General features: G+C 60.4%; 26 protein-coding genes. 8 read left to right on the forward strand and 18 right to left on the reverse strand.

Annotated elements, in window-relative coordinates; genetic code table 11:
• Positions 1-3 precede the first annotated feature (3 nt).
• Positions 4-339, forward strand: a complete 336-nt coding sequence (locus tag Q0899_RS10110) for a hypothetical protein (protein WP_298293386.1) — start codon at positions 4-6, stop codon at positions 337-339.
• Positions 340-567: 228 nt separating this feature from the next.
• Positions 568-774, forward strand: a complete 207-nt coding sequence (locus Q0899_RS10115; RefSeq protein ID WP_298293388.1) for a cold-shock protein — start codon at positions 568-570, stop codon at positions 772-774.
• A 174-nt stretch (positions 775-948) separates the two neighbouring features.
• Here the strand turns inward: Q0899_RS10115 and Q0899_RS10120 are convergent, their stop codons facing one another.
• Positions 949-1,131 carry a hypothetical protein gene (locus Q0899_RS10120; RefSeq protein WP_299192595.1) on the reverse strand — a complete coding sequence of 61 codons (183 nt, stop codon included), beginning with the start codon at positions 1,129-1,131 and terminating at the stop codon, positions 949-951.
• A 379-nt stretch (positions 1,132-1,510) separates the two neighbouring features.
• Between Q0899_RS10120 and Q0899_RS10125 the strand changes: the two genes are divergently transcribed.
• Positions 1,511-2,677: a geranylgeranyl reductase family protein gene (locus Q0899_RS10125; RefSeq protein WP_299192597.1), complete on the forward strand. Its 1,167-nt coding sequence runs from the start codon at positions 1,511-1,513 to the stop codon at positions 2,675-2,677.
• Positions 2,678-2,714: 37 nt separating this feature from the next.
• On the opposite strand, the gene Q0899_RS10130 is transcribed toward Q0899_RS10125, so the two are convergent.
• Entirely contained in the window at positions 2,715-2,918 is a 204-nt protein-coding gene (locus Q0899_RS10130; RefSeq protein ID WP_298293393.1) for a dodecin family protein, read from the reverse strand.
• A gap of 56 nt (positions 2,919-2,974) precedes the next feature.
• The gene (locus Q0899_RS10135) at positions 2,975-3,592 is read right to left on the reverse strand and encodes an SOS response-associated peptidase (RefSeq protein ID WP_299192600.1); all 618 of its coding nucleotides are present in this window, start codon (positions 3,590-3,592) and stop codon (positions 2,975-2,977) included.
• Positions 3,593-3,646: 54 nt separating this feature from the next.
• Here Q0899_RS10135 and Q0899_RS10140 point away from each other — a divergent pair, with 54 nt between their 5' ends.
• Positions 3,647-4,201: a gamma-glutamylcyclotransferase family protein gene (locus Q0899_RS10140; RefSeq protein WP_299192602.1), complete on the forward strand. Its 555-nt coding sequence runs from the start codon at positions 3,647-3,649 to the stop codon at positions 4,199-4,201.
• On the opposite strand, the gene Q0899_RS10145 is transcribed toward Q0899_RS10140, so the two are convergent.
• The 3 genes from Q0899_RS10145 to glpD are packed head-to-tail and all read right to left on the reverse strand — an operon-like array spanning position 4,181 to position 8,667.
• Complete coding sequence (locus Q0899_RS10145; RefSeq protein WP_299192604.1) at positions 4,181-5,578, reverse strand: MATE family efflux transporter; 1,398 nt, start codon at positions 5,576-5,578, stop codon at positions 4,181-4,183. The genes Q0899_RS10140 and Q0899_RS10145 overlap by 21 nt on opposite strands.
• 18 nt (positions 5,579-5,596) lie before the next feature.
• On the reverse strand, positions 5,597-7,087 hold the full coding sequence (gene glpK, locus Q0899_RS10150) for a glycerol kinase GlpK (RefSeq protein WP_299192606.1): 1,491 nt from the start codon (positions 7,085-7,087) through the stop codon (positions 5,597-5,599).
• Positions 7,084-8,667: a glycerol-3-phosphate dehydrogenase gene (gene glpD, locus Q0899_RS10155; protein WP_299192608.1), complete on the reverse strand. Its 1,584-nt coding sequence runs from the start codon at positions 8,665-8,667 to the stop codon at positions 7,084-7,086. Before glpD ends, glpK begins: the two co-directional genes overlap by 4 nt.
• Positions 8,668-8,750: 83 nt before the next feature.
• On the opposite strand from glpD, the gene Q0899_RS10160 reads away from it, so the two are divergent.
• Positions 8,751-9,509, forward strand: a complete 759-nt coding sequence (locus Q0899_RS10160; RefSeq protein WP_299192610.1) for a DeoR/GlpR family DNA-binding transcription regulator — start codon at positions 8,751-8,753, stop codon at positions 9,507-9,509.
• A gap of 500 nt (positions 9,510-10,009) precedes the next feature.
• Here Q0899_RS10160 and Q0899_RS10165 read toward each other — a convergent pair whose 3' ends face one another.
• The 8 genes from Q0899_RS10165 to Q0899_RS10200 are packed head-to-tail and all read right to left on the reverse strand — an operon-like array spanning position 10,010 to position 18,788.
• Positions 10,010-10,843: an NAD(P)-dependent oxidoreductase gene (locus tag Q0899_RS10165; RefSeq protein ID WP_298361645.1), complete on the reverse strand. Its 834-nt coding sequence runs from the start codon at positions 10,841-10,843 to the stop codon at positions 10,010-10,012.
• A gap of 37 nt (positions 10,844-10,880) precedes the next feature.
• Positions 10,881-11,816, reverse strand: a complete 936-nt coding sequence (locus Q0899_RS10170; RefSeq protein WP_299192613.1) for a hypothetical protein — start codon at positions 11,814-11,816, stop codon at positions 10,881-10,883.
• On the reverse strand, positions 11,817-13,130 hold the full coding sequence (locus Q0899_RS10175; protein WP_298298685.1) for a TRAP transporter large permease subunit: 1,314 nt from the start codon (positions 13,128-13,130) through the stop codon (positions 11,817-11,819).
• A gap of 4 nt (positions 13,131-13,134) precedes the next feature.
• Entirely contained in the window at positions 13,135-13,650 is a 516-nt protein-coding gene (locus Q0899_RS10180; protein WP_298298682.1) for a TRAP transporter small permease, read from the reverse strand.
• Positions 13,651-13,710: 60 nt separating this feature from the next.
• Positions 13,711-14,694 (reverse strand): TRAP transporter substrate-binding protein, encoded by a 984-nt coding sequence (locus Q0899_RS10185; RefSeq protein WP_298298679.1) that lies wholly within the window; start codon positions 14,692-14,694, stop codon positions 13,711-13,713.
• Positions 14,695-14,737: 43 nt separating this feature from the next.
• Entirely contained in the window at positions 14,738-15,988 is a 1,251-nt protein-coding gene (locus Q0899_RS10190; RefSeq protein ID WP_299192616.1) for an FAD-binding oxidoreductase, read from the reverse strand.
• Positions 15,985-17,115: an enolase C-terminal domain-like protein gene (locus tag Q0899_RS10195; RefSeq protein ID WP_299192618.1), complete on the reverse strand. Its 1,131-nt coding sequence runs from the start codon at positions 17,113-17,115 to the stop codon at positions 15,985-15,987. The genes Q0899_RS10190 and Q0899_RS10195 overlap by 4 nt, the downstream gene beginning before the upstream one ends.
• A complete protein-coding gene (locus Q0899_RS10200) occupies positions 17,103-18,788 on the reverse strand; it encodes a thiamine pyrophosphate-binding protein (protein ID WP_299192620.1) in 1,686 nt (561 codons plus the stop codon). The genes Q0899_RS10195 and Q0899_RS10200 overlap by 13 nt, the downstream gene beginning before the upstream one ends.
• Before the next feature lie 76 nt (positions 18,789-18,864).
• On the opposite strand from Q0899_RS10200, the gene Q0899_RS10205 reads away from it, so the two are divergent.
• Positions 18,865-19,584: an aspartate/glutamate racemase family protein gene (locus Q0899_RS10205; protein ID WP_299192622.1), complete on the forward strand. Its 720-nt coding sequence runs from the start codon at positions 18,865-18,867 to the stop codon at positions 19,582-19,584.
• Positions 19,581-20,564 carry an ester cyclase gene (locus tag Q0899_RS10210; protein WP_298298665.1) on the forward strand — a complete coding sequence of 328 codons (984 nt, stop codon included), beginning with the start codon at positions 19,581-19,583 and terminating at the stop codon, positions 20,562-20,564. The genes Q0899_RS10205 and Q0899_RS10210 overlap by 4 nt, the downstream gene beginning before the upstream one ends.
• 60 nt (positions 20,565-20,624) lie before the next feature.
• Here Q0899_RS10210 and Q0899_RS10215 read toward each other — a convergent pair whose 3' ends face one another.
• From Q0899_RS10215 to Q0899_RS10220, 3 genes are all read right to left on the reverse strand, one after another.
• Positions 20,625-22,025, reverse strand: a complete 1,401-nt coding sequence (locus Q0899_RS10215; protein WP_298298662.1) for an L-serine ammonia-lyase — start codon at positions 22,023-22,025, stop codon at positions 20,625-20,627.
• A 111-nt stretch (positions 22,026-22,136) separates the two neighbouring features.
• The gene (locus Q0899_RS19405; protein WP_366942114.1) at positions 22,137-22,283 is read right to left on the reverse strand and encodes a preprotein translocase subunit SecE; all 147 of its coding nucleotides are present in this window, start codon (positions 22,281-22,283) and stop codon (positions 22,137-22,139) included.
• 57 nt (positions 22,284-22,340) lie between these two features.
• Positions 22,341-23,345: an ABC transporter substrate-binding protein gene (locus Q0899_RS10220; RefSeq protein WP_298298659.1), complete on the reverse strand. Its 1,005-nt coding sequence runs from the start codon at positions 23,343-23,345 to the stop codon at positions 22,341-22,343.
• Positions 23,346-23,851: 506 nt separating this feature from the next.
• Between Q0899_RS10220 and Q0899_RS10225 the strand changes: the two genes are divergently transcribed.
• Positions 23,852-25,267, forward strand: coding sequence for an aminotransferase class III-fold pyridoxal phosphate-dependent enzyme (locus Q0899_RS10225; protein WP_299192626.1), 1,416 nt, complete (start codon positions 23,852-23,854; stop codon positions 25,265-25,267).
• A gap of 116 nt (positions 25,268-25,383) precedes the next feature.
• Here the strand turns inward: Q0899_RS10225 and Q0899_RS10230 are convergent, their stop codons facing one another.
• Complete coding sequence (locus tag Q0899_RS10230; protein WP_366942100.1) at positions 25,384-25,797, reverse strand: GFA family protein; 414 nt, start codon at positions 25,795-25,797, stop codon at positions 25,384-25,386.
• Positions 25,798-25,870: the final 73 nt, after the last annotated feature.

The raw sequence follows: 25,870 nt of genomic DNA on the forward strand, positions 1-25,870 counted from the left end.
CCCATGACCAAGACCTTCGCCACCACCTTCCTAGCCGCCGCGACTATGGCGACCTCCCTATTCGCCCAAGCCCTGACCGGCAGCTATGTCGCCGAGGGCCGCAATGCCGACGGGTCCAGCTACTCCGGCACCGTCGAGATTGCCGATACCGGCAGCGCCGTGGGGATGACGTGGAATGTCGGCAGCCAGAACTACGCGGGCCAAGGCCAGCTGGAGGGCCGGGTTTTGACCGTCAACTGGGGTGCCGCCGCGCCGGTGATCTACGTGGTGATGCTCGACGGGTCATTGCACGGGACATGGGACAATGGCCGCGCGTTGGAGAAGCTGACCCGGCGCTGACATCGGCGCAATTCCAAAGGCTCAAAACCTCTATACGGTGTCTATATGCAATCCACACGCTTTCTATACAGCCTTTACTTGCGTCCCCAACCCTGCGATACCCCACGGGCTACGTTTGCCTATTTCGACCACTGACTTCCTTTTAAACGGCTGCCAGTCTCTCGTTACAGACCGACCACGCCGGGCTGCCACACTTATGCGGGCAGCATATAAATAAGGAAGATCACCATGGCTAATGGTACCGTAAAATGGTTCAACTCCACTAAAGGCTTCGGCTTTATCGCACCTGAGGGCGGCTCCAAGGACGTGTTCGTCCACATCTCCGCCGTTGAGCGTGCGGGCCTGACAGGTCTGGAAGACAACCAAGCAGTGACATTCGACGTCGAAGCTGGCCGTGACGGCCGCGAAAGCGCGATCAATATCGCTCTGGCGTAAGGGCTTAGCCCTGTTCCGTTGCTGACGCGGCGGGATGTTTAGAGACAAAAAAACCGCCCAGAGCTTAACGCTCTGGGCGGTTTCTTTTTGGGAAGGTGCCATTCTGCCGTGGCTTGCGCGCCTGAGGGGTGTAGCGAGGGTGCGCGCCCTTCCTGGGAAACTGGTCTTTGTGGCTTAAGCCGCGAGGAACAGGTTGTTCATCGGAGCGCCGCGGGAGGAGGAGAAGACAGGGGCCGCGTCACGCGCTGGGGTCGTGATCATCACAACGCCACTATCGGCGCCGAGTTTGCGAACTTGGAGGGCTTGCAGGGCAATCAGACGACGGTTGCGGGCACGTTCTGTCAGAGAAATGGTCATGTTCGTTATCCTTCCTGTGTGTTGGGTTTACTCTGAACCGTTTCCGGCAACTGATTACGCAATAATAAAACGATGTAGGACATATTTCAGCAAGTATGTTTCTCCTTACCATATGATAATGACGTTTTATTGCTCAATTTGCGCCAGAATGATGCCACAAATTCCACTCAATTCGATACAAAACCGCCCAATTGTGGCGGCTTTTCAACGGCTTTGCCGCATTCTGCGCCCAAAAGAACTTTGATTTTCTTCCCAATTGGGCGGTTTTTGCCCTCTCTGCAGCACATGTTTGCCGTGAAATTGGCACCTTGCCGCACCCGATCATGCAGTCGTCGGCGCTCCATTGTGCATATGCCGCCGCCGCATTAGAACGCATGTCATGAAAAACTATGACCTCATCGTCGTGGGCTCCGGCCCCGCGGGATCTGCTGCCGCCGTCACCGCGTGCAAACACGGACTGTCGGTCGCAATCGTCGACAAGGCCACATTCCCACGCGACAAGCTGTGCGGCGGCCTGTTCACCGGGCGGTCGCAAAAAGCCATGCGCGCGATCTTCTCACGCGAGGTCAGCGACGACATGTTCTCCACCTGCGACCACATCCGGTTCTATGCCAGCGGCGACCTGCTGGCTGACGTGAAGGACGCGCCGCCAATGCATCTGACCATGCGCCGCGACTTCGACGCGATGCTTCATGGCGACGCGGTCGACGCGGGCGCGGAGCCCTATCTCGGCCAACCCATCACCGAGCTGGGCGACACCGCCCTGACCCTGCGCGACGGGACCACCCTTGGTTTCAAGACGCTAATTGGGGCGGACGGGGTGAATTCATTCGTCGCACGCACTCTGTTCGGCCGGCCTTTCGACCCCGAAACCATCGGCTTCGGCCTAGAGATTGAAACGCCTTTGGTCCCCTCCCGCGATGACGCGGTCGAGGTGGATTTCGACGCGGCGCAGTGGGGCTACGGCTGGGCGTTTCCGAAACGCAAAACCGTAACCGTGGGCGTGGGGGGTATCAATTCTCGCAATGCCGATATGAAGGCCAACATGGCGGCCTATGTGGATCAGACCAACAGCGATACCGATCTGAAATACAAAGGCCAATACCTGCCTTTCGGTGACTACAAGAAGGCGCCGGGACGCAATCATATCCTGCTGGTGGGGGATGCGGCGGGCCTGGTGGACCCGATCACCGGGGAAGGCATAGCCCTGGCGATGGAAAGCGGCGAACATGCGGCCAATGCGGCGGCGCAGGCGTTGATGCTCGGCGCGCCTCACAAGGCCTACAAACTTTACATGAAGGCCGTAAGACCGATCCAGCGCTCCCTCAGCGAGGCGCGGCTGTGGCGCATGATCATGTTCCCGCAAGCCACGCATGGCTATTTCGTCAGGACCTTCAAGCGCGGCAGCTGGCTGCCGATGAAGTATCTACAAATGCTGGCGGGGGAGGCTGAGTATGCCGATATCCGCTTCGCGCTAATCCAGCGCATTCCGAAACTGTTGTGGCGGCTGACCAAGCACAAGCTGGGGTTCCGCCAACCGGGGTGAGACCAGCCCAAAGCAAAGGGCTGGCCTCGAAACTCACTTAGTCCTTCAGGACAAAGGTGACCTTCAGGATCACGCGGTATTCGTCGATCTTGCCGTCTTTGACGGTGCATTTCATGTCCTGCACCCATGCGCTGGTGACGTTTTTCAGCGTTTTGGAGGCGCGCTCCACCCCGGCCTCAACAGCATCTTCAAAGCTTTTGGAGGAGGAGGAGATAATTTCGGTGACGCGTGCGACTGACATGGCAGTGCTCCTTTTGTTGACTAGGCGGCCACCCTAAGACGCGGCCCCCAATGCGATCAAGGTGCAGACCAGTCGATATTCCCCGCAGTTGCAATGTCCAGCAGACCATCCGTGTACGGAACCATCAGCCGGGCCGCCGCGTCAGTGTCATCGTTGAGCCAAGTCGTCACGGCGTCAGGCGGCAGGATCACGCCCATCCGGTGATGGATGGGCCCGACATCCCCATTCGGCTCGCAGGTCACGGTGGCCACTTGATCCACCACCACGCCCCCCGGTCCGTTCCAGGTGTCGGCAATCGCAGCAAACAGCAACAGCCCGCCATCCTTCGGTGCAATCCTCCAGGCAGTTTTCTTGCGCTTTTCACCAGTCCATTCGTACCAGCCATCCACCGGCACGACGCAACGGCGCACGCCCTCGAAGGCGGATTTCGCAAAGACGGTTTCGGACCGCGCATTCACGATCGTCTCCATCACCGGCCTACCGCGCGCGTTTACGCGCCCGACCGGCACAATGCCCCAGCGCATGCGCGTCAGGCGACCTTTTTCCAGCACAATGATCTCTTGCCCCGGCGCGATGTTGTAGCGGACAAGCTCTTCGCGCACCGACCCAACCTCCACCCCCAAGGCGGCACCCACATCGGCAATTGGTCTGGTCAAAAAGAAACGTCCGGGCATATCCCAACGCTAACACGCTTGCGCAGAACACCAAAACGCCCCTTGATGGGCCCTATGTCTGACCCTCATTTCTTTGGCTACGGCTCGCTGGTCAACGCCGCGACCCACAGCTACCCCGACCCTCTGCCTGCAACGGTCATCGGCTGGCGGCGGATGTGGCGTCACACCAAGATGCGTGAGGTCGCCTATTTGACGGTGGCCCCTGACCCGGCTTGCACCATCCAAGGGTTGATCGCTCAGGTGCCCGATAATGACTGGGCGGCGCTGGACGAACGCGAATACGCCTATTTCCGCACACCGGTACTGCCGCAAACAATTGCGCTCGACACACCGCGCCGGATGGAGGTGCAAATCTACCAGACCCGAACCGATCAGGACGCAGCCCCTTCAGTCCGCCACCCGATCCTGCTCAGCTATCTCGATGTGGTGGTACAGGGCTATCTACGCGTATTCGGGGAGGCCGGTGTGCAGCAGTTCTTCCAGACCACCAGCGGTTGGGATGCCCCAATCCGAAACGACCGTGCCGCCCCGATCTATCCGCGCGCGCAACAGCTGACAGCAACGGAGACGCTGCTCGTGGATGAGATGCTAGCGGCGCATGTGAAGTAGGTGCATCAACCGCGCCTGGCGCGAGAACGGGTCGGCCGAGGTCGGTTTCGCACCGGATTGCACTGCAATCACCCGCCGCCCCAACCACCAGGCCAGCACCCCGAACAACACGCCGCCCACGGCCTGCCCGATCAAAACACCCGCCGCGCCCAGCCACCAGGCAAACAGCATCACAAACGGGATCGTCCCCAACGTGTGCCGCCCCCAGTTCACCCATGTCGAATAGAACGGGTGACCCAGATTGTTGAAGGCCGAATTCGCCACGAAGATCGTGCCGTTGAAGAAGAACAGCAGCGCCAGCGGGCCGCAGAACAGATAGATCAGCTCGACCGCGATGCCTTCGGCCTGAAACAGCGCCACGATAGGATCGCGCAGAAAGAACAGCAGCCCGCTGACCAACACCACGTAAATGCCTATGAATAGCAGCCCCTCGTTGAATGCTTTGCCGACCCTGTCATGCCGCCCTCCGCCGAAATTCTGCCCGATGATCGGCCCCAATGCACCCGACAGCGCGAAAATCACCGCAAAGGAGATCGGTGTGATGCGGGAGACAATGGCCATGCCCGCTACGGCCACTTCGCCAAATTCCGCCATGGCGCGGGTGACGTATCCCTGCCCGATAGGGGTGGCTAGCTGCGTCAGGATGGCGGGGAGTGCGATGCCGAACACCGCACCGAAATCCTTTATCAGCGCGGGCATATGCGGCGCGTCAATGCCGCCATGACGTTTGATGATCGGGACCAACGCCGTCGCCGCTATCGTGACCCGCGCAACCACGCTGGCCAGTGCGGCGCCTTGCAGATCCAGCCCCGCCCCAAAGATCAGGATGGGGTCCAGCACTGCATTTACGAGCCCGCCGTAAATGGTGGCCATCATCGCGCCGCGCGCGTCGCCATAGGCCCGCAGGATCGCCCCGCCCATCATGCCGATCATAAGGAACGGAAGGCTCGGAACGATAATCTGCAAATAGCTGATGGCCAGTGCCTGCGTGTCCCCGCTCGCACCCACCAGCGATGTCAGGTAGCCCAGGTTCATCCACACCAGCGCCGAGAAAGCGATGCCGAACGCCACCCCGTAGACCAGCGAATTGGTGATCAACTGCCGCGCCCGCGCCTCGTCCGAATTGCCCAATGCGCGCGACACCAGCGCCCCCGCCGCGATCGCCATGCCGATCCCGAAAGAGGTGGTGAAAAACAGGATCGCGCCCGCGTAGCCCACAGCCGCCGCCAAAGCCGCGTTGCCCAGCATCGAAATGAAGATCATGTCGACAAAGTCGACCGCAAACACCGCGATCAGCCCGACCGACGCGGTCAGCGACATCACCGAGATATGTTTGAACAGGTTGCCTTCGAGGAACTTCGCGGTCTCTTGTGCCATGCCGTCCCTCGATGTTTGCTAGACCGAAAGCGTCGCCGCCACTGCCTTTTTCCACGCCCCATATTTGCGCGAACGGGTGTCCTCGTCCATCCCCGGCTCGAACCGGCGCTCCAACGCCCAATTCGCAGCAAAGCCCGCTTGATCCGGGTAAATCCCCGCCCGCATACCGGCCAACCAAGCGGCACCCAAAGCCGTCGTCTCCAACACCTCCGGCCGGTCCACCTGCGCCCCGATAATGTCGCTCAGGAATTGCATGGCCCAGTCGCTTGCTGTCATGCCACCATCGACCCGCAGCACGTTCTCGCCGCCATCTGATCCAGACCAATCCGCGGTCATCGCCTCCAGCAGGTCCCGCGTCTGATAGCCCACGCTTTCCAGCGCAGCCTTCGCAAACTCCTCCGGACCCGTCCCCCGCGTCAGCCCGTAAATCGCGCCGCGGCAGTCCGCGTCCCAATAGGGCGCACCCAAGCCGGTAAAGGCTGGAACCAAGATCACGTCCTGTCCGGCATCGGCCTTGTCCGCCAAAGGCTGCGTCTCTGACGCTTCGCGAATGATCTTCAGCCCGTCTCGCAGCCATTGCACCACGGCACCTGCAATGAAGATCGAGCCCTCAAGCGCATAGGTCGGCTTGCCATCAAACTGATACGCAATCGTCGTCAGCAGCCGATTCTCTGACGTCACTGGAGCATCCCCCGTGTTCAGAAGCGCAAAACACCCCGTCCCATAGGTTGATTTCAACATCCCCGGCTCAAAGCAGGCCTGCCCGACTGTCGCCGCTTGTTGGTCACCAGCCACGCCCAGAATGGGGATCTCGACCCCAAACAAATCCGCTCGCGCCATGCCAAAATCCGCCGCGCAATCTAGCACCTCGGGCAGCATCCCCATAGGGATGCCAAACATCTCGCATATGGTCGTGGACCAACGGCCCTTCTTGATATCGTACAGCAACGTCCGCGCCGCGTTGGTGGCGTCCGTCACATGCCGCGCGCCGCCTGTCAGCTTCCAGATGATGTAGCTGTCCACGGTACCAAACAGCAGCTCGCCCGCCTCGGCCCGCGCTTTGACACCCTCCACATTCTCCAAAATCCAGCGCAGCTTGGTGCCAGAAAAATACGGGTCGCACAGCAGCCCCGTGCGTTCAGTAAACATCGGCTCGTGCCCGCCGTCGCGCAATTCCTTGCAATACTCGCTGGTCCGCCGGTCCTGCCAGACAATCGCGTTATGCACCGGCTTGCCGGTCTCTTTGTCCCACACCACCGTTGTTTCACGCTGGTTGGTGATGCCGATGGCGGCAATGTCCTCGCCCTTCAACCCGGCCCGTTCCAACGCCGCGCGGCAGGTGCCTGCCACGGTGGTCCAAAGATCATCCGGCTCATGCTCAACCCAGCCCGACTTGGGAAAATGCTGTGTGAACTCTTCCTGTGCCTGCGCCACGATCTTCATGTCGCCGTCGAAAATGATCGCCCGGCTTGATGTGGTCCCTTGGTCAATGGCCAGAATATGGGTCATGGCTTGCCTCCCTCAGCGCGCATAAAGTCGTCCAGAACTTTGATCTCGGATGCGGTCATCCGCAACCCCAGCTTGGAGCGCCGCCACACCACGTCCTCCGCCTCCCGCGCATATTCATTGGCCATCAGCCAGCGAATTTCCGTGGCCGTTAGCGTGGCTCCGAAGCTTTGCCCCAAATCCTCCGCCGCTTTGGCGTCACCCAACATGTCCCGCGCTTCAGTCCCGAAAGCGCGGATCAGGCGACTTGCCCAGAACGCATCCAAGAACAGAAAGTCCTGCCGCAGACCGGCGATCATCCCATCCACATCCGCAACCGCGAAGTCTCCCCCCGGCATCGGGGCACCCGCCGTCCACGGCTTGTCGCGCATGTCCAGATACGGGCTGATCTTCTCCAACGCATGCTCTGCCAGCTTGCGATAGGTCGTGATCTTGCCGCCAAACACGTTCAGCATCGGCGCGCCAGCTTGCTCATTCACTTTCAACACGTAGTCCCGCGTCGCCGCCGTCGCCGATTTGGCCCCGTCATCATAAAGGGGCCGCACGCCGGAATAGGTCCACACGATGTCATCCGCGCTGATATCTTGCTTGAAATACTGGTTGGCGAAGGCCAGCAGATAGTCCCGCTCCTCATCTGAACATTCGGGTTCTATATCCGGCTCTGAATGTTCCGCATCCGTGGTGCCGATCAAGGTGAAATCCGTCTCATACGGAATGGCAAAAATGATCCGACCGTCTTCGCCTTGGAAGAAGTAGCATTTCTCGTGGTCAAACAGCTTCTTCGTCACAATGTGGCTGCCCTTGACCAGCCGCACGCCCTCGGTCGCGTTGATCCGCACCGTGTTGTGAATAATGTCGCCCACCCACGGCCCTGCCGCGTTGACCAGCATCTTGGCGCGACGGGTGATGATCTCACCCTTGGCCAAATCCTCCAGCGTAATCTCCCACAGCCCGTCGCGCACCTCGGCCGAAATCACCTTTGTGCGTGTCATCACCTCCGCGCCGCGCGCTTCTGCGTCCCGCGCGTTCAGCACGACCAATCGGGAATCCTCGATCCAGCAGTCGCTATATTCAAACGCGGTTTCAAACCGGTCTTCCAGTGGCTCCCCCTCCGGCGCAGTCAGCAAATCCAGCGTCTTGGTGCCCGGCAAAATCTCCCGCCCGCCAAGATTGTCATAGAGAAACAGTCCAAACCGAATCATCCATGCGGGCCTGCGTCCCTTCATCCATGGCATGAAGAAACTCAGCAGCTTGGAGGCAGGCGTGTCCCCCTCAAACCGCATATCCTTGTGATAGGGCAGCACAAACCGCATCGGCCACGAGATGTGCGGCATTGCCCTCAGCAGCGTTTCCCGCTCGATCAGCGCCTCGCGCACCAGTCGGATCTCGCCGTATTCCAGATAGCGCAGCCCGCCGTGAAACAGCTTGGTGGAAGACGAGGACGTGGCCCAAGCCAAATCCTTCATTTCCGCCAAGGAGACGCTCATCCCCCTCCCTGCCGCGTCCCGCGCGATGCCGCATCCGTTGATGCCGCCGCCAATGACGAAAAGGTCTGTTACGTGCTCGGACATGTCTCGACTCATCTTTTTGACTACAGCCCCTACACATATGTTTACTTTCGTTTCGTCAAGTTTTAGTTTCGCTTTACTTTCGTATTGGATCTGAAATGGCCGAAAACTTCCGACAAACCGACATTCTGGAGATCGCGCAGACCGAGGGCCGCGTGTCAGTCGACGACTTGGCAGAGCGGTTCAACATCTCGGTGCAAACCATCCGCAAGGACCTCAGTGAACTAGCTGACAGCGGGCAACTCAAACGCGTGCACGGCGGCGCGATCCTGCCCTCCGGCGTGACGAATATCGGTTACGACGAACGCCGCGAGCTGAACCGCGCCGCGAAAACACGCATCGCCAAACGGTGCGCCGCTGACATCCCCGACAACGCCTCCGTCTTCCTCAACATCGGCACCAGCACGGAGGCCGTGGCCCGCGAGCTGCTCACCCACCGCAACCTCATGGTCGTCACCAACAACATGAACATCGCGCAAATCCTCAGCGCAAACCCCGATTGCGAGGTGATTGTCGCCGGAGGCACCCTGCGTCGCTCCGACGGTGGGCTGACGGGGCCGCTAACAGTTCAAATGATCCAGGCTTTCAAATTCGACTATGCCGTCATCGGCTGCTCCGCCTTGGACCTGGACGGTGACATTCTGGATTTCGACATTCAGGAAGTCGGCGTCAGCCAAGCAATCATCGACCGCTCCCGCGAGCGTTTCTTGGTCGCCGACACCACCAAATTAACCCGCCCCGCCCCCGTCCGCATCGCTTCCCTGAAGGACCTCACACGGTTTTACACGGACGCGCAGCCTGCAATGGGTGCTCTTGAAAAATGCATGCGTTGGGGAACAGAAGTCGTGGTCGCATAAAGCGATCCAGACTTTGGCAACGTTGTCAGTCGGCATCGCTCTGCCGACTGTGAACGTCCACTATGCGGGACGAAGCTGCCGTTTGGTGAGGGCATCGCCGGACCGCGGGATGGCGACCCAACAGCCATTCGGCAGCACTTTATGGCAGCAAGGTCATCTTCCGAACATTCGATGCGCCAAGGCCAACAAAATCGCCAGCCCTGTCGGGCGGTCTGGCGATGCCCGGGGCCTGACGGCCTGTTAACCGGGCTGGTGCAAAGAATTCAAGTCGGCTGACAAGGGCTCCTTTCAGACATTGAACGAATACAGCTACTGAATCCCTTCAAAAGGCACATTGGCCCTACGCTAATGTACACCACCGGCAACTCGCATTGCCAGCGGTCGGCCTAGCCTTCACCGACAGAGAGGCCCTTGCAGGAAATTTCGGGGCTAGTTGGCATGCAAAGATATATGAAACCGTAAAGCCTTCAGAATCCTACTTGTCCCCAGCTTGCAGGACCTCAGTCTTCCTTGTCCGGAATGGCCATCTGCCCCATCGGAGATACCCCCAAAACAGCCGAAGCAAACGGGCCCCCATGGCAGGTCTGGCCCAGATCAGACAGGTCCGCCGCAGGCTCCTTAGCGAAGACCTCTTCGGCATAGATTTCGGCATTGTCCTTGGGTCGGTACCCGAGGAAAGCCGCCGCCGAATTGTCCACCGGGCAGCGGTCATTATTGGACACCCCATAGACCACCGTGAACCCCACAACCGGCGTATCAATGGACCGCGCCACAAGCTGCCGCAGGTCATCAAAGCTCAGCCAGGACCCCAGCGCCCGCGCGTTGCCGGGCTTGGAGGTGGCCGAATAGATCCGAAGGTGAACACTCTCGATCCCCTCCTTCTCCCAATACATCCGGCCCAGATCCTCGGTGAAGCATTTGGCGAAGCCGTAGTAGGTGTCAGGCCGGTGCGGCATCTCGGTGTCGATCCGCGTGGTCTTGGGATACATCCCCATCGCGTGGATCGACGAGGCGTAGACCACACGTCGCACCCCAAGCTGGCGCGCGGATTCCCAGATGTTGTAGGACCCCATGAAGTTCGGCCCCCACATCTGATCAAAGGGCAGCTCGTCCACAATCGCACCGAAATGCACGACCATCTCGGCCCCTTCCAGCAGGGGCCGCACCTGATCCATCTCCGAGAGGTCTGCCTGCACGAAGGTCTCATTTTGCAGCAACGCGCCAACGCCCTCGGCAATGTCGGTGGACACCAGCTCGTCACACAACCCTGCCAACAGGCCGCGCAGCTCTTGCCCCAGATTGCCGTTGGCCCCGGTCAAAACGATCTTCTTCATGTTGGTCTTCCTTTTCAAACTTGGCCGCAGAGTGGCCTCAAGCGTCGCCCCGGTCCAGCGTTTTCAACACCCGGCCTGTGACAAGAGGCGTCAGATACATCGGGATTTGGTAGCAGCCCACAAAGATAAGAAGCGGTGCCATCACCTGCTCTGGCAAGGCCACCAGAAACAGCGCGATGTTGCGGTTGCCCGCCATCACCGTCAGCGCCGCAACGCGGTCCACGTCGGGGCCCCGCCGCAGGACCGCAAAGGCCAAGAATTGCAGCCCGAAGTTTACGGCCAGCACGAACCCCAGCCACAACCAGAACCGTGACGGTTCATTCACCAGCGCTGCATTCACCGCCGACATAAGGCCCACAACGATCACTGCCAGCAACAGGGCGGAAGCCCCGTCAACTGCCTTAAGCTCGTCCGCCGACGGCTCCTTCCACAGCACGCCCCGGATCAAGAACGCAAAGGCGGAGGACAGCCCGATCACCACCAATAGCCGCAAAGCAGCCAGGATCACTTCGGTGAAGCCTCCCAAGGCGGGCATGAGCCACAGAACCGGGATCACCGTCACCGGCAAGATAGCGGTCCCGATCAGCAAAAACCGCATCGAGGTAGACGGCTCGAACCCCATCATCGCCACCATATTCGGCGCGCCAGAGATCGAGGACGCCATGGCGATGATCACAAAGGCCAAAGCGAACGGGCTACCCAACCAGCCAAACGCGTATAGCACTGCAATGACCAACAGCGGGAAGGCCAGCTGCAGTAGCAAAAGCACCCGCAACGTCCCAAACATGTTGCCCTTCATCGAGGCCCGCATCCGCTGCGGCCCGATCCGCAAAGCAGACAGAAACAACAGCCCCGCCACCATATGGGGGATGTAGGGCACCAACACGGCCGCCACTGACGGCAACAGCAGCCCCGCCACGATGCCCGCAACCAGAACCCATGGCCCCTGGTCTGCAAGCCAGCGCAGGATCATCTAGGCATTGGGCCCTTGTCGGACGTTCTCAGGCAGCCATGTGGCGATGTCGGGGAAAACGATCAGCACGAAAACCATCAGCACCATAATCAAAAACATCGGGATCGCGGCGCGGGCGATATAGCCCATCTCGTGATCCGTCATGCCTTGCAGCACAAACAGGTTGAACCCAATCGGCGGGGTAATCTGCGCCATTTCGACGACGACCACGATGAAGATGCCGAACCAGATCATGTCGATGCCCGCCTCGCGCACCATCGGCTCGACAATGGCCATGGTCAGCACGACGGATGAAATCCCATCGAGGAAGCAGCCAAGGACGATGTAGAAGACCAATAGCACCATTAGCAGCTCGAACCGCGACAGCTCCCATTGCGCAATAGCGTCGGCCAGCCCGCGTGGCAGGCCGGTGAACCCCATCGCCAGCGACAGGAACGCAGCCCCCGCCAGGATCAGCGCAATCATCGCCGATGTTCGGGTCGCGCCCATGAGGCTTTCGGCGAATGTGCCCCAGTTCAAAGACCCCTGAACGCCCGCCAAAACCAATGCGCCAATGACGCCAATCGCGGCTGCTTCCGTCGCCGTGGCGAAACCCAAGAACATAGAGCCGATGACCACCGTGATTAGGCACATAACGGGGATAAGGAATTTCGAATTCTTCATCTTCTCGCCAAAGCTCATCGCTGCTTCTTTGACCGGCTTCCAGTCGCCCGCGACGGTGGAGTAAATGCCGACATAAGCCATGAACATCGACGCCAGGACCAACCCCGGTACGATGCCCGCGAAGAACAGCTTGATGATGCTTTCGTTGATCGACACACCGTAGACGATCAGCGTCAGCGACGGCGGGATCATAAGACCCAGCGTTGCCGCGCCTGCCAGGGTGCCAATGACCATATGCTCGGGGTACTCGCGTTTGCGCAGCTCCGGGATGGACATCTTGCCCACCGTGGTCAGTGTGGCGGCTGACGAGCCGGAGACGGCGGCAAACACCGTGCAGCCCACAATATTGGTATGCACCAACCCGCCCGGCAACCGCGCCATCCAAGGGGCAAGCCCGCGGAACATGTCTTGAGACAAGCGCGTTCGGAACAGGATTTCGCCCATCCAGATGAACAGCGGCAGTGCGGTCAGCGTCCATGAGGACGAGGCGCTCCAGATCGTGGTGGCCATTCGGTCGCCCGTCGGCCCGGAGGCGAACAGTTCCATCCCGACATAGGCGACGCCAACCAGCGCCAGCCCGACCCAAACGCCGGAGCCCAAAAGCGCGAACAGCACAAACAGAAACAAGATGATGACATATGCTTGGTCCATGTCGCTACTCCGCCTGCGTGTCGGTGACATCGCGGATGATGCGATGTTTGCCGGTCAAGAAAAGAGAAATCAGGTTGTCAGTCAGGGCAATCGCCAGAATGACCGCGCCGATCAGCATGGGGGTCTGCGGTATCCACAACGGGGTCGCGTCCTGGCCTTGGCTGACGTCGTTGAATTTGATGGCAAAGCCCAGCATGCGGTAGATGAAATAGCTCATGTACCACGCTACGGCGGTGCCGATGGCGAAGCACCAGACCTCAAGCCAGTAGCGGGCGCGCTCACCCAACGCGTTCAGAACAATCGACACACGGATATGGCTGCCTTTGTTCAGCGCGTTGGCAAAGGCCAGGAAAGACGCCGCCGCCATGGCGTAGCCGGCATAATCAGGCGCGCCGGGAAACACCTCGCCGGTCCAGCGGGCCAGCATTTGCACCACAATCAGAACCAGAATGATGATCAGGCACAACGCCGCCAGCACACCTGCGGCCGTATAAAGCCCGTCCAGTAGTTTACGTATCATCCCCTGCCCCCGCTAAGATGAAAAGCGCCCCGGTCTGTTCAGGCCGGGGCGCAGATCGTCTTAATTGTTGAACGCGTCAACGATAGCCGCGCCATCGTCGCCAGCGGCTTGGAGCCACTCTGCGGTCATGGTTGCGCCGATCTCTTTCAGCTCCTCCACAAGGCCGTCACCAGCCCGACCAACGGTCATGCCGCCAGCCTTCAGGCCATCAAGCGTGAATTGTGTGTAAGCCTTGGAGGCCTCCAGACCCGCAGCAGCAGCCGTGTCGGCACATGCCTGCACAGCGGCCTTGTTCTCGTCCGAGACATCCGCCCACGCATCGTTATTCACCATTACGTGGTTGTAGGGCAGCCATGCGTCCACCTCGTAGAAGTGGCTCAGCGACTCCCAAACCTTGCGGTCATAGCCGGTCGCACCAGACGAGATCATCGATTCCGCCACACCCGTCGCGAAGGCCTGAGAAATCTCGGCTGCTTCGATGGTCACGGGCAACATGCCTGTCAGTTCAGCCAGGCGCGCGGTCGCGTTGTTGTACGACCGGAACTTGATACCTTCCATGTCAGCGACGGAGTTCACTTCCTTGTTGAAGTACAGCCCCTGTGGCGGCCACGGAACAGAGTACAGCAACGTCAGGTTCTGGTCTGCCAGGATCTCTTCCAGCTTCGGCTTGGCCGCCTCAAACAGCTTGCCGGAGGCGTCAAAGGATGTGGCAAGGAACGGCACGGAGTCGAAGCCAAAGACGGCGTTTTCGTTCTGGTGGCCCGACAGCAGGCGCTCACCGATTGGGACCTGCCCCGTCTGGATCGCGCGTTTGATGTCAGCGCCTTTGAACAGCGAGCCGCCCGGATGTACGGTGATATCAATGGCGCCGCCAGTGCCTTCACGTACGCAGTCCGCAAATTTCACACCATTTTCGGAATGAAAATTCGAAGCAGAATACGCCATCGGCATGTCCCATTTCTGCGCGTGGCCATCGGCGAACGCAGGCGCGGCAACAGACGCGGTCAGCGCGGTCGCCATCATCAGGCTTGTGAGTTTTTTCATAAGTCTTTCTCCCAGTTGAAAATTTCGGACCCTTCGCGGGTTTCTAATTATTCGAGGTGTAACGTGCAGGCGAATAGACCCCCACGTCAATGTTTGGTTTCTTGCCAGCAATCATTTGGGCCAGCAAGCGGCCGGTTTTGGGACCACCTGTCAGGCCGATATGGTGATGCCCGAACCCCATGTAAGCGCCGCTAGCCCCCGGAACTTCCCCGATCACAGGGATCGAATCCGCTGGCGCAGGCCGGTGTCCCATCCATTCCTCTTCGCGGTCCCATGTCAGTCCCGGAAACGCCGCTTTGGCGTTCTTGCGCAAAAGGTCCAGCGGCGCTTTTGAGGGCGCTGCCTCCAGCCCGCCGAATTCAACGACCCCCGCCAGCCGCAGGCGTCCTTCCATCGGGGTTGCAACGAACTTGCCCGACGCGACCATGACCGGTGATCTTGGCATGAAGGAGGGGTTCCACAGTTCCAGATGGTAGCCGCGCTCTGACTCCAATGGCACTTTGACGCCCAGCTTCTTGGCCAGCGGCCCCGACCAAACGCCGGTCGCCACAACGCAGGCATCGCAGGCAATCGTTGCTCCTTCGGCGATGACGCCTATTACGGCGCCGTTTTCTATCGCAACATCTTCGACCGCCGCTTTGACAAAGCGCGCGCCTTGGCTGCCGGCATGGGCCGCAAGCGCTTTGACATAGGCACCCGGGTCGCTGATGCGGCCGTGGTTGGCCAGTTTGATTGCCATGCCCAGCTCGGGCGCAAAGACGTTGTCATAGGCGCGGAACGCGTCGCCCTCCAGCTCCTCCCAAGTAAACCCATGGCCACGGCGAATGTCCCAACCAAGGGCGTCAGCGTCAAAGTGGGCGCGGTCATTGTAGATGAAAAGGTAGTCCGATGGTTTGATGAACGCATCAGCCCCGGTTCCTGCGGCAAGGGCCTGATGATCCGCCAGGCTATCGCCCACAATATTGACCACCGCCGACGCAATCCGGCGGGTGTCGGCCTCGTTGGCGTGGCTGAGATATTTCCACAGCCAGGGGGCCAGCTTTGGCAAATACCCCCATTTCAGGAACAACGGCTGGGTCGGGTCCATTGCCATCTTGGGGGCTTTCCTGATCAGCCCCGGCCCGGTCACCGGAACGCATGAACATGACGCTAGGACCCCACCATTGCCGTATGACGTGCCCGCCGCTGGGCCTGCCTTGTCGATCAAGATGACCTTATGCCCGTCACGCAGAAGCCAAATGGCGGTTGAGACGCCGACTATCCCTGCGCCAATGATGGCAACCGTTTTGCTCATGCACGCCTCACGTTGTAATGGTCCAGTTTCGCTACATCCGGCCTGATCCCCAGCCCCGCGCCGTCCGGCACGGTGACCGCACCACCTTGGCTTGGGAAGGGCTCTTCAAGGATGTCCTCGCGCAGGTAGTATTGCGCCTGATAGAACTCGCAGCCCAACGTGATCTCTGGCGTGGCCGCGATCATATGGGCGCCCGCCAGATGCGCCAAACCAGCTTCGAACATATCCCCGCCATAGGATGACAACCCGTTCGCGGCTGCCATCTTCGCCACCTCTTGCCCGCGTCGGAGCCCGCCGGACTTCATGATCTTGATCGAGAACCCGTCCGCAATCCCCTCCCGCACGGCTCGTGCCGCGTCCTCTGGCCCGAACACGCTTTCGTCGGCCAATAGCGGCACGTCAATCGCGGCGCGCAGGCGGGCCATCATGTCGAACTGATGCGCCCTTACGGGTTGTTCGATGAAGCTTGGTTTGAACGCCGCAAGGTCCCTTACCCGCGCCATGGCCTCCTCAATCTCAAGCCCTTGGTTAAAGTCTATCCGCACATCAAGGTCAGGGTAGTCGCGTGCCAGTGCCTCCATCCGCATCACGTCAAATGCGTGGTCGGTGAAGCCGACCTTAACCTTTACAATGCCCACGCCATCCGCCGTGATCCGCTCCAACAACGCCTGTTCTTCCGCCCAATCGGGGTTGGCCAAAGACACCGACAACGCGATTGTGTCGCGGCACTTGCCGCCCAACAGCGCCCAGACCGGCACGCCAGACACCCGTCCTGCAAGATCGAGCAAAGCGCTTTCCAGCGCCGCCTTGGCTTCCGTGCAATGCGCCACGGCGCGGGCGGCTTTGGCCATGATCACAGCGGCATCCCCGACGCGCGCGCCCATCACCAAGGGCCGCAAGTACCGATCCAACGCCGCGTATGTCGCCTCAACCGATCCGGTGAACACCACCCAAGGGGAGGCCTCACCAAAGCCGACTTCGCCACCCTCCGCAGTCAACCTCAGAACCACGATCTCGCAGGAGCCTTCCACCGAGCCGATCCCGTGGTCCCGCCGCGTCTTCACCGGCAAGGCCAGATGCCACAGGTCAAACCCAACGATGCGTTGGTCCAAGCTCAAGCCACCCACTCCGACACCGGTGCGGCCGCTTCGTGCAAAGGTTGGGATATCACGTCCACCAATGTCGGTCCGCCATGCGCCAAGGCCTGTTTCAACACCTTCGGCAGATCCGCCGGATCGCGGACGGTCCACGCCTTAACCCCGAACGCCTCGGCCACTTTGGCATGGTCGGTGCGCCCGAAGTCAACGTTGTAATACCGCTTGCCGAAGCCGCTGTCCTGGCCCGCCTTGATCCACCCAAATGTCGCGTTGGAAAACACGATGGAGGTGATCGGCATCTTGTGGCGCACAATCGTTTCAAATTCCCCGCAGCAAAAGCCGAAGGACCCGTCGCCCATAACGGCCACCGTTTTTACGTCAGGCCGCCCGACATGCGCGCCCATCGACGCTGCCAGCGCGTATCCCAAAGCCCCATGCGCGCGATTGGTGATGAAATTCCGACCCGCCCGGCGCCACCGGTAATGAGCGCTGAAATACGGGCACGGCGTGCCGGGGTCGGCCACCACTACAGCGTCGTCATCCAGCTGCGCCATCAACGCGGCGATGACCGCCTCGGGCTTGATCGGCGTCTCGGTAGAGGCCGCAAGCGCATTGAATTCCGCCAGTTTGCTATCCCAAGCCGCCGCCGCGCGTCCGCGCCCGCCTTGCAGGGCCACTTGTCGGGTCTCCAACTCAGCCACCAAAGCCTCCAACGCCAGCCGCGCGTCGGCGCAGATCGCCACGTCGGTCTGGTAATTCGCCCCGATTACCATCGGGTCGCTGTCGATATGGATGATGGTCTTGCCTTTAGCGGGCGACCGCCACCGTTCCGTCGTCACAGACCCCGCGCGGCAGCCGATGAACAAGATCACATCCGCCGCGTCCACCACCGCCCGCGTTGCGGGGTTGCCGCCGTTTGATCCCACCACGCCCAACGCCTGCGGGTCGGTTTCCGCAATCGCGCCTTGGCCCGAAACTGTCGTGGCAATCGGCAAATCCAACATATCCGCCAGCTGCTTCAACGCGTCAAACGCGCCCGAGATCACTGGCCCGCCGCCACAGATGGCGATCCCCGACTTGGCCCCTGCCAGCAATGTCGCGGCGTCTTTCACCGCGTCCATATCCGGTCCCGCACGCTCAGAGGGAAAGGATTGATGCCGGTCGTCCGCCCAAACCTCGCCGCTGTCGACAAAGGCCTTCTGCGTGTCAAAGGGCAGCGCCAGATGGGTGGCCCCGGGCCGCCCGGTGGTCATCGCGCGGAACGCGGCCCGCATCATGGCAGGCAGGCGCGTGGCGTCGTCCAACGACGCGTTCCACTTGGTCACCGGACGAAACAGCGCCACCTGATCCAACTCCGTCAGCGGGTATTTCCCGCGAGATGTGGTCGCCACATCCGTGGTGATCGCCAAAATCGGTACCGAGCTTTCATTCGCCTCCACCACCCCCGGCAAGATATACGTCGCCCCGCCCCCCGACGGCCCCTCGCAGACCCCCGGCTTGCCGGTGACCCGCGCATAGGCGTCCGCCATGTACCCCGCATGCCGCTCGTCGCGTGTCAGGATGTGGTTGATCCCGTGGTCCAGCTTGGCCATTGCATCATAGAAGGGCAGCGTGGTGTCTCCGCAGAGGCCGAACATCGTATCCACCCCATGCGCCTGCAGCATGCGCACGGCGGCCTCCGCCCCGGTCATCTCGTTTTTCATGACGCCCCCAGATTGTCAGAAGGAAATGTTGCGCGAGGGCGAAGCTTCGTGTCAATTCCAATTCAAAGGAGGCCCCATGAAGGTAAAAGGCGGCAAAACCATTTATGGCGCGTCGGTTGGCATCTTAATGCTGGACGCCCAATTCCCGCGTATCCCGGGCGACATGGGCAACGCCCTGACTTGGCCCTTCCCGGTGCACTACAAGATCGTGCGCGACGCGTCGCCTGACCGCGTGGTCCGCCGCGGGGCCGAGGGGTTGCTCGACAATTTTGTTGACGCCGCGCGGGAGCTGGTCCGCGACGGCGTCGACGGCATCACAACCAATTGCGGGTTCCTCTCTTTGTATCAGGACGAGCTGGCCGCCGCCGTACCGGTCCCCGTCGCGACCTCGTCGCTGATGCAGGTGGCCATGGTCAACACGGTGCTGCCCAAAGGCAAACACGCCGGGATTTTGACAATTTCCGCCTCCACGCTCACGTCACATCACCTGCGCAAGGCCGGCGTGCCTGACGGAACCCCGATCCATTCGACGGAAGGCGGCAAGGAATTCACCCGCGCCATCCTGGAAAACGAGGCCGAACTCGACGTTGAGGCGGCCCGCGCGGACAATGTGGCAGCCGCGTTGGAGCTTCAGGCCGCGAACGCTGATTTGGGCGCGGTCGTGCTCGAATGCACCAATATGGTCCCTTATGCCGCCGACATTCGCGCCGCCACCGGCCTGCCGGTCTTCACAATTGAAAGCTTCGTGAGCTGGTTTCAATCCGGTCTTTCGCCCCGCAGGTACCTAGCCCCATGAGTCTGTCCGCCTACCGCGCCGCCCTGTACGATTTCGCGCCCGACACGGTGCGGTCCGCCCTCAAAAACGCCTTCGCGGCTGACGCCCTGATCCAGCTGGCCCACCCATTTGAAACCCTCGGCGGACCGGGAGCCCTTTTCGAGGAAGCGCTTGGGCCTTTGCAACAGGCGTGGCCCGATCTGGAACGCCGCGAAACCATTGTGATCGAGGGGGATGCAAAGCAGGGGCATTGGGTTGGATGCTGCGGCTATTATACCGGCACCTTTGCCAAGCCCTGGCTTGGCATCCCCGCGACAGGGCACCAGGTCGCCATGCGGTTCCACGAGTTCTTCCGCATTGAAGACGGGCTGGTGGTCGAGATGCAGGCGCTGTGGGATCTGCCCGAGGTGATGATGCAGGCGGGCGTCTGGCCCATGAGCCCGTCACTCGGGCGCGAATGGCACGTGCCCGGCCCGGCCACACAGGACGGGTTTGGGCCACATGGCAACGGCACTGCAGCCGCGAGCGTCGTCGAAAACATGTTGATTGGCCTTGGGATGCACAAAGAAGGTGGGGTGGAGGCTATGAACCTGCCGCGCTACTGGCACCCCAAATGCAGCTGGTATGGCCCTTCGGGCATCGGAACCTGCCGTGGGATTGCGGGGTTTCGCAACTGGCACCAAATCCCCTTCCTGAAAGCCATGCCAAATCGCGTCGGCGACCCCGCTGGCGGTCATCTGTTTGCGCAGGGCGATTACGTCGGCTTCACCGCATGGCCCGGGATGCAAGCGACCATTAGCGGCGACGGCTGGCTGGGCATCGCGCCATCGGGGCAGGACATCACCCTGCGCTCGCTCGACTTCTGGCGGGTGGAAAACGGGTTGATCCGGGAAAACTGGGTGCTGGTGGACCTGCTCCATGTCTACGCCCAGATCGGTGTCGATGTTTTGGCGCGGATGCGGGAGCTCGTCAAAGCGCGGACAGGGCGGCTTGATCCATAAGGGGTTTGCGCTGCCTGCGGCATCGCCGTGCCAGGGGGCCTTGCGCCGATCTCACAGGCTTCAGCATTCCGGGATATTCACCGCAAGACCGCCCTGGCTGGTCTCCTTGTATTTGGTGCTCATATCGATGCCCGTTTGGCGCATGGCTTCGATGCAATTGTCCAGCGGCATGAAATGTGTCCCGTCACCGCGCAAGGACAGCGAGGCGGCGGAGACCGCCTTGATCGCGCCCAAACCATTGCGTTCGATGCAGGGCACCTGCACCAACCCCGCGACCGGATCGCAGGTCATGCCAAGATGGTGTTCCAGCGCGATTTCAGCCGCGTTTTCGATTTGCGCGTTGGTGCCGCCCAAGGCGGCACAAAGGCCGGCCGCGGCCATGGAGGAGGCGGAGCCGACCTCGCCCTGGCACCCCACTTCTGCACCCGAAATGGACGCGTTGTGTTTGATCAGACCGCCAATGGCCGCAGCCGTTAGCAGGAAGTCCCGCATCCCCGCCTCGGACGCCCCCACGCAGTGATCGCGGTAGTAGCGCAGCACGGCAGGCAGCACGCCCGCCGCCCCGTTGGTGGGAGAAGTCACCACCTTGCCGCCCGCCGCGTTTTCTTCGTTTACGGCCATGGCGTAGACGCTCATCCAATCATTGATCGTGTGCGGCTGCCCTCTGTTAACGCCTTGTTCGGCCTTCAGCTGGTCATGAATGTGCTTTGCGCGGCGCTTCACGCGCAGCCCGCCGGGCAGCTCGCCCTCCATGCGCAGACCGCGGTCGATGCAGTCGAACATCGCTTTGCGGAGCACCTCCAAGTCGCGGTCCAATTCGACGCGGGTCATGGCCGACAGCTCGTTGGCTTCCTTCATTTGCGCGATGGATTTGCCGGACGCCGCGCCCATTTCCAACATCTCATCTGCAGAGCCAAACGGGTAGGGAAACCCCGCCTCCTCCTTCTGAGCGTGCAGGTCGGTATGCACGCCGGACAGCTCCGCCTCGGTCACCACGAAGCCGCCGCCAACGGAATAGTATGTCTCCTGCAGGAACAGGTTTCCTGCCGCATCAAACGCCTTGAAAATCATGCCATTGGCGTGGCCATCCAATGTCAGGTCGTAATCGAAAACCAGATCGGTGGACGGATCGAAGCGCAGCTCTCCCAACCCGTCGGCCACCACCTTCTTGTCCGCCCTCAAGGCGGCCACCAGCCCGTTCACTGCGTCCGGGTCCAGCGTCGCGGGCTCGAAGCCCAGAAACCCCAGCATCACGGCTTGATCTGATGCGTGCCCCTTGCCGGTAAACGCCAAGGATCCGTGTAGGGACGCGGCTAGGGCGGCCACATCCCCTGCCCCCGGCTCACGTTCGCCGGTCCGCAGTTGATCCAGAAACCGCGTGGCGGCAGTCATTGGGCCCATCGTGTGGGAGGAAGACGGGCCAACACCCACTTTGAAGATGTCAAAGATGCTCAGAAACATGGACCCACCCTAGACCCCAAACGTAAAGCCGCCGCCAGCCCTAAACAGACTGGCGGCGGGTCAAAAGCGACGTGTCCCGTGAGCGGATTGCCGCGGAACTGGATAAGTACCTTAGCTACAGCCCTTCCAGAGGACGCGCTTGTTCTTTGTGCCACTCATAATCATGTCGATACTATACCCGATAAACCCGACAATGATAACTATTATGATCACGGTGATCGTCTTGCCGGTCTTCTTCCAGTTGTCCGGCCCGGGGATTTACAACTTTTTGAGCGTCAGCGGACTAGGCGGCCCATCCAACAAACTGTTCGGAGCTTACATTTTCGAAGCCGCTTCCAGGAACGAGCCGTTCACCACCGGCGCGTAGTCGTCGAGCGACTTGTACTGGCCATCTTCTTCCGCAGTTTTGGCAACGTCACTGAGATATTCCGCAAGACCGCCACCGAACCAGCGGTCACCCAGCTTTTCTTCGGCGGTTGGATAGCCAAACGCAGCAGCAGTTGTTTTGACAGCCTCTACATCCATACCGGCCGCTTTGGCGATGGTCGGATACATGGCATCAGGGTTTTCGCGGTACCTGCTTTCCATATCGGCGTTCACCTTCAGGAACTTGGCGACCAGCTCTGGGTTCTCAGCCCCGAAAGATGCCGGGATCGAAACCACGTCAAACATGCGGCCGACGACAGCTTCCTTTTCCGCGCCTTCGATCAGTACGTTGCCGTGCTCTTTCATGCGCTGCAACGGGCCGGACCAGCCGCAGGCCATATCCAGCTCGCCCGCGGCAAAAGCCGCAGCTGAATCCACCGGCGCCATGTCGACGACCGTCATCGCATCCGGGGCAACGCCGAAATGCCTCATCTGAGCCAGGAAACCGGAATGCGCAGCGGTACCCAGCGCGACACCGACTTGCTTGCCCGGCAGCTCGGTGCCGGCGTTGGTCTTGTCGATTTCCAGCGAACTGCGCACGACGCAATTGTCGTTGTCGGAGTAAGACACAGCGATGTCGATGGCCTGAAGGTCCTGCCCGGCGGCAACCGCCATCAAGAACGGAGTCATACCTTGGGAGTAAGAGATATGCACGTCGCCAGATGCCATAGCGGCGGACATCGCAGTACCAGCGTCAAACGACACCCAGTTGATTTTCACGCCCATAACTTCTTCGTACAGCTTGTTTTCCTGCGCGAACTGGTTCGCTGTCGGCCATTCCAGGAAGTAGGCCACGGTGATCTCTTCGAGGTGGCCGTCAGCAACGGCGGCATTTGCCCCAGTCAGAAGCGCGACACCGGCGGCAATGCCCATCAAATTTGTGGTCAGCTTCATTGGTGTTCATCTCCCATGTTGAACAATTGGTCTTCCTCCAGTCGAGGTCGGTGCAAGCGGAGCCCTTTGTGGACGCTGTCTGCCGTGAGGGCATAGGTAACAAAGCAAAATGCCGACAGGCAAACCGTTCGCCCGGCATCATCAGTAGGCCACCTTTCGAAAACCCTAATTTTCCTGACGGCCCACCGGATGCTGCTAACAGATGAACAAATCGGCATGAGTCAACCATTTCGCTTCGCCTACATCGCCAAAAAGAGCGCTCAAAAACGACATCGCAGAACCGCCCAAACCATTAGCGTTGTGGGAAGTTTGACCCACAACGCCGAAACCGTGTCGTTAAAATACAAGAATTTTGGACCTAAATTTAGAAGAAACTGGCCCTATCGAAATACATAAAGTCTGTGCTGCTTAGACTTAGGATATATTGGCCTCACCCCGCAGATTCGTCTGCCGGCGAAAATGGAGCCTGCCGCACGCAAAGCTATTGACCATAGGGAGTTCACGTCATGGACGGTAATCTGTCACCAAACGATCTATCGGGCATCGTCGAAGCCGACCGCGCCCATGTCTGGCACCACCTCAGCCAGCACGCGCCCTACATGGCGCCCGAGGGCGAGCGCACCGACCCCAAGATCATCGTCGAGGGCAAGGGCCTGCGCGTCTGGGACCAGCATGGCCGCGAACATATCGACGCGGTCTCCGGCGGGGTCTGGACCGTCAATGTGGGCTACGGCCGCGAAACCATCGCCGACGCGGTGCGCGACCAGTTGGTCAAAATGAACTTCTTCGGCGGCACCGTGGGGTCGATCCCGGCGGCCATGTTCTCCGAGCGTCTGCTGTCGAAAATGCCCGGCATGTCCCGCGTCTACTACGCCAACTCCGGCTCCGAGGCGAATGAGAAGGGCTTCAAAATGGTCCGCCAGATCGCGCATCAGCGCTACGGCGGCAAGAAGCACAAAATCCTCTACCGGGAGCGTGACTACCACGGCACCACCATCGCCTGCCTGTCGGGCGGCGGTCAGGACGAGCGCAACGCGCATTACGGCCCCTTCACACCCGGCTTCATCCGCGTGCCGCACTGCCTTGAGTACCGCAAGGGCGATCAAGGCATGGCCGATCTCAGCTCTGAGGAATACGGCGTCGCCGCCGCAAACGCGATCGAGGAAGTAATCCTGCGCGAAGGCGCCGACACCGTGGGTTCCCTCTGCCTTGAGCCGGTCACCGCAGGTGGTGGCGTCATCACCCCGCCTCCCGGTTACTGGGACCGCGTGCAGGATATTTGCAAGAAATACGACATCCTGCTGCATATCGACGAGGTCGTCTGCGGCGTCGGCCGCACCGGCACATGGTTCGGCTACCAGCATTACGGCATCAAGCCCGACATCGTGACCATGGCCAAGGGCGTGGCGTCGGGTTACGCCGCCATCTCGTGCTGCGTCACCACCGAGGAGGTCTTTGACATGTTCAAGGACAACACCTCCGATCACCTCAACTACTTCCGCGACATCTCCACCTTCGGCGGCTGCACGGCTGGCCCGGCGGCGGCGCTGGAAAACATGGCGATCATCGAGCGGGAGGGCCTCTTGGACAACACCGCGGCCATGGGCGATTACATGGTCGACCAGATGCGCGCGTTGCAAGACAAGCATGCCTGCATCGGGGAGGTCCGCGGCAAGGGCCTGTTCACCGGGATGGAGCTGGTCGCCGACCGCACCACCCGCGAACCATTGCCCGAGAAAACAGTGGCCGCCGTCACCGGTCATTGCATGAAGAACGACGCGGTGATCATCGGCATGACCAACCGGTCGCTGCCGGGGCTGAACAACACGCTGTGTTTCTCGCCTGCGCTGATTGCGACGAAGGACGATATCGACCAGATTCTCGCATCCGTCGACGGGGCACTGACAGCCGTCATGGGCTAGCCCAGCCACCATTCAAAACGCCCGCGCGCCAAAAACGAGCGCGGGCGTTCTAGTTCGTAGGCAGGTCCGCTTTGCGGGACAAAGCGTGAATTCGCTAGAACAGTCTGAGGGTCCGCTTACGCCATTTCTGGATGACCGTCGTTTTGAGGTGCATCATCACAGATAGTATACCATGAAGGCTTTTCGCCAACGAACTCATGGGATTGGTTCGTGAGTTCGATATCTCCATCAAGCGCATTTACCGCGATTGGGAAACTGTCTTCGGGTGACAATATCTCACCAAGTGACGTACCGCAGACTTTGCAAAAGCATCGTGCATATTTGTAAGGGGCGGTCGGCACAAAAACCTGAACGCAGTCTTTTCCTGCGATCCATCTGAGGTCTTCCTGTTTCACAAATGCGATGGTGCTTGCGCCAACCTTGCGACACCTTGAGCAGTGACATGTACTAACAAATGACGGCTCATTCGTTAACTCAAATTGGACGGCTTTGCAGCAGCAACTTCCCTGTATCATAACCACTCCTCTCATTTTTCAATGACCCTACTCTCACGTTTGCTTCGGGATATAAATATGGCATGCTGACAGCATCATGGCAGCATTG

The sequence above is a fragment of the uncultured Litoreibacter sp. genome, from assembly GCF_947501785.1.
In the GTDB taxonomy this organism is placed as follows: Bacteria; Pseudomonadota; Alphaproteobacteria; order Rhodobacterales; family Rhodobacteraceae; genus Litoreibacter.